This is a genomic window from Nostoc sp. (genome assembly GCF_036918015.1).
Lineage (GTDB): Bacteria > Cyanobacteriota > Cyanobacteriia > Cyanobacteriales > Nostocaceae > Nostoc.
The window spans coordinates 1-2,224 of the sequence record NZ_JBALEO010000059.1 but is presented as its reverse complement, the minus strand read 5'-3'; the positions used below and the strand labels follow the sequence as shown (position 1 = coordinate 2,224).

Here is a 2,224-nt window from a genome sequence, read left to right as displayed (position 1 = left end):
AGATTTCTCGGTTTTCGCACTATCCCTCAAGCTCAACGTGCTTTAGCCAATCAAATCCAAAAGGTTTTTTCTTTCTTTGTATGAAACCACCCTGCTCCTCGCTTGCGGGGAGGGGGTTGGGGGTGGGGTTCTATCTCTGCAACCAAGCACCAATATCCTGCAACACCCCCTCCATCCTCTCCAGAACATCCTCATTTCTAAATCGCACAACCTGCAACCCCAAACTCTCCAAAAATTCTTGACGTATCGCATCTTCCTCTTGCGTGTAGTCGTGAATTTCGCCATCCACTTCCACCACTAACCGCGCTTCATTACAGTAAAAATCGACGATAAAACGGTCAATTGTTTGCTGACGGCGGAACTTGAAACCCAAAAGTTGCTTGTGTCTCAATTTCTCCCAAAGTAGCTTTTCTGCTAGAGTTGGTTCACACCGCATTTGTCGCGCTAATGGTTTAAGTTTTTTCCAAAGTTCGTGTGGGCTTTGCCAAGGGTATCCCGGAACCCCACCCCCTAGCCCCCTCCCCGCAAGCGAGGAGGGGGGACTGGAGTCGGTGAAAGGCTTGGGGTTATGATTTTGGGTCATTTGCGATCTTGGTGGTTAGCTAATTAATATTTCATGTATTATTCCCAGCGATCGCACTCTCGCAACTCCTCAAAACTCTGGCATAATCAAACATGGCTGCACCTTCAAAACTAATGTAAATTACGCCAATGTCCAACGGTAAGTATCATAGCCCATTCTCATATATTAAGTTAAATTAAGAATTATTGCAAAATAGTAAACAATTTTTGGGAATATCACCCAAGCTAATTAAAAGGTTTACGCCGAATGGATATTTTAATAGAATAATCTCATCAAAAGATTCGCAGAAATATAAATGGACTGGATTACACTACTGCGATCGCTACAGTCTGATTTTATTAAAAGGTTAGCATCTGGTTGTCTGCTTCATTGTGAAACAGAAGGTCAATATAGTGAATTAACTATAATTTCTGGAGAGAGGTTAAAGGCACTACGGGAATTTTGCTGGCAGATGGCTGAAAAATATAAGCGTGTTTTACCAGTGCGTGATGTTTTTCTTAGCTATCTCAAAGGGAAGTTGGGTGAGGAAGTTGTCAAAGAACGTTTAGCTGATTTTATTACCGAAGTCGATTATGAAAAGCGATTTGGCGGCGATGGTAATATAGATTTTACGTTGACTTCTGACCCATCTATTGGTATTGAGGTTAAATCTCGTCATGGTCGCATTGACAGAGTTAGATGGTCAATTAGTTCTGAAGAAGTTGAAAAAAATGCAGTTGTAGTTTGCATTTTGATTCAAGAAGATGTGAGTGAAGCACAATCTGAGTATCACCTATTTTTGGCTGGCTTTCTCCCAACCCGGATGATTAAGTTGAAGACTGGTAAAATTTCTTTTGGAATAGAACAATTATTATATGGTGGTGGTTTATGGTGCTATCTAGAACAGTTACAATCTTCTATAAATAATTATTCTCGGCAACAACCACCTATTTATAAATATCTTCCGAAACAGGAAATTCTATCTAAGCCAACTAATCATCAGTTACTCAAATCTTCTTTTCAGCCTGAATATCATCATGAAAATTTAAATATATTTTATGTAAAACTGGGTGATGAATGCTTTCAAAAAGGAGAATATATAAATGCAATTACTAACTATAATCAAGCCTTACAACTTAATCAAGATGATGTTGATGTTTTATATTATAAGCGAGGTTTAGCCCACTATCAAATAGGAGATTACGAAGCTGCGATCGCAGATTATTCTCAGGCAATCAAGATAAACCTTCATGATGCTAAATCTTACAATAAACGAGGTTTAGCTCTCTATCAACTGGGGCGATTAGAGGAAGCGATTAATGATTATACTCAAGCTATTAGAATTAATCCTAATGTTGCCGTAACCTATAAAAATCGGGCTGAAGCTCGTTCTCATGTTGGAGATAACCAAGGAGCAATTGAGGATTATACCCAGGCTATCAAAATTAATCCTCATTATGCTGATGCTTATAAAAACCGTGGGATTACTCGTTATTTATTAGGCTCTCAGCCAGGATTTCCTCAAGCAATCAAGATTAATCCTCAAGATGCCATAGCTTATAAAAAACGTGGTAATGCTCGTTCAGATTTAGGAGATTTTGAGGGCGCAATTGAAGATTATACTCAGGCAATCCAGATTAATCCTAGTTATGCTGATGCTTA

Annotated in this window: 2 protein-coding genes; one reads left to right on the top strand and one right to left on the bottom strand. The window is 39.0% G+C overall.

Features of this window, described 5'->3' with window-relative positions:
* Positions 1–130: 130 nt before the first annotated feature.
* Entirely contained in the window at positions 131–583 is a 453-nt protein-coding gene (locus V7K61_RS13775; protein ID WP_335053833.1) for an endonuclease domain-containing protein, read from the bottom strand.
* Between the two features lie 295 nt (positions 584–878).
* On the opposite strand from V7K61_RS13775, the gene V7K61_RS13770 reads away from it, so the two are divergent.
* Positions 879–2,224 (top strand): tetratricopeptide repeat protein (locus V7K61_RS13770; RefSeq protein ID WP_335053832.1); only part of this gene is annotated, 1,346 nt, incomplete at its 3' end.

Excerpts from the sequence above, each read along its gene's own strand:
- V7K61_RS13775 (WP_335053833.1), bottom strand. The coding sequence starts at position 583 with ATGACCCAAAATCATAACCCCAAGCCTTTCACCGACTCCAGTCCCCCC.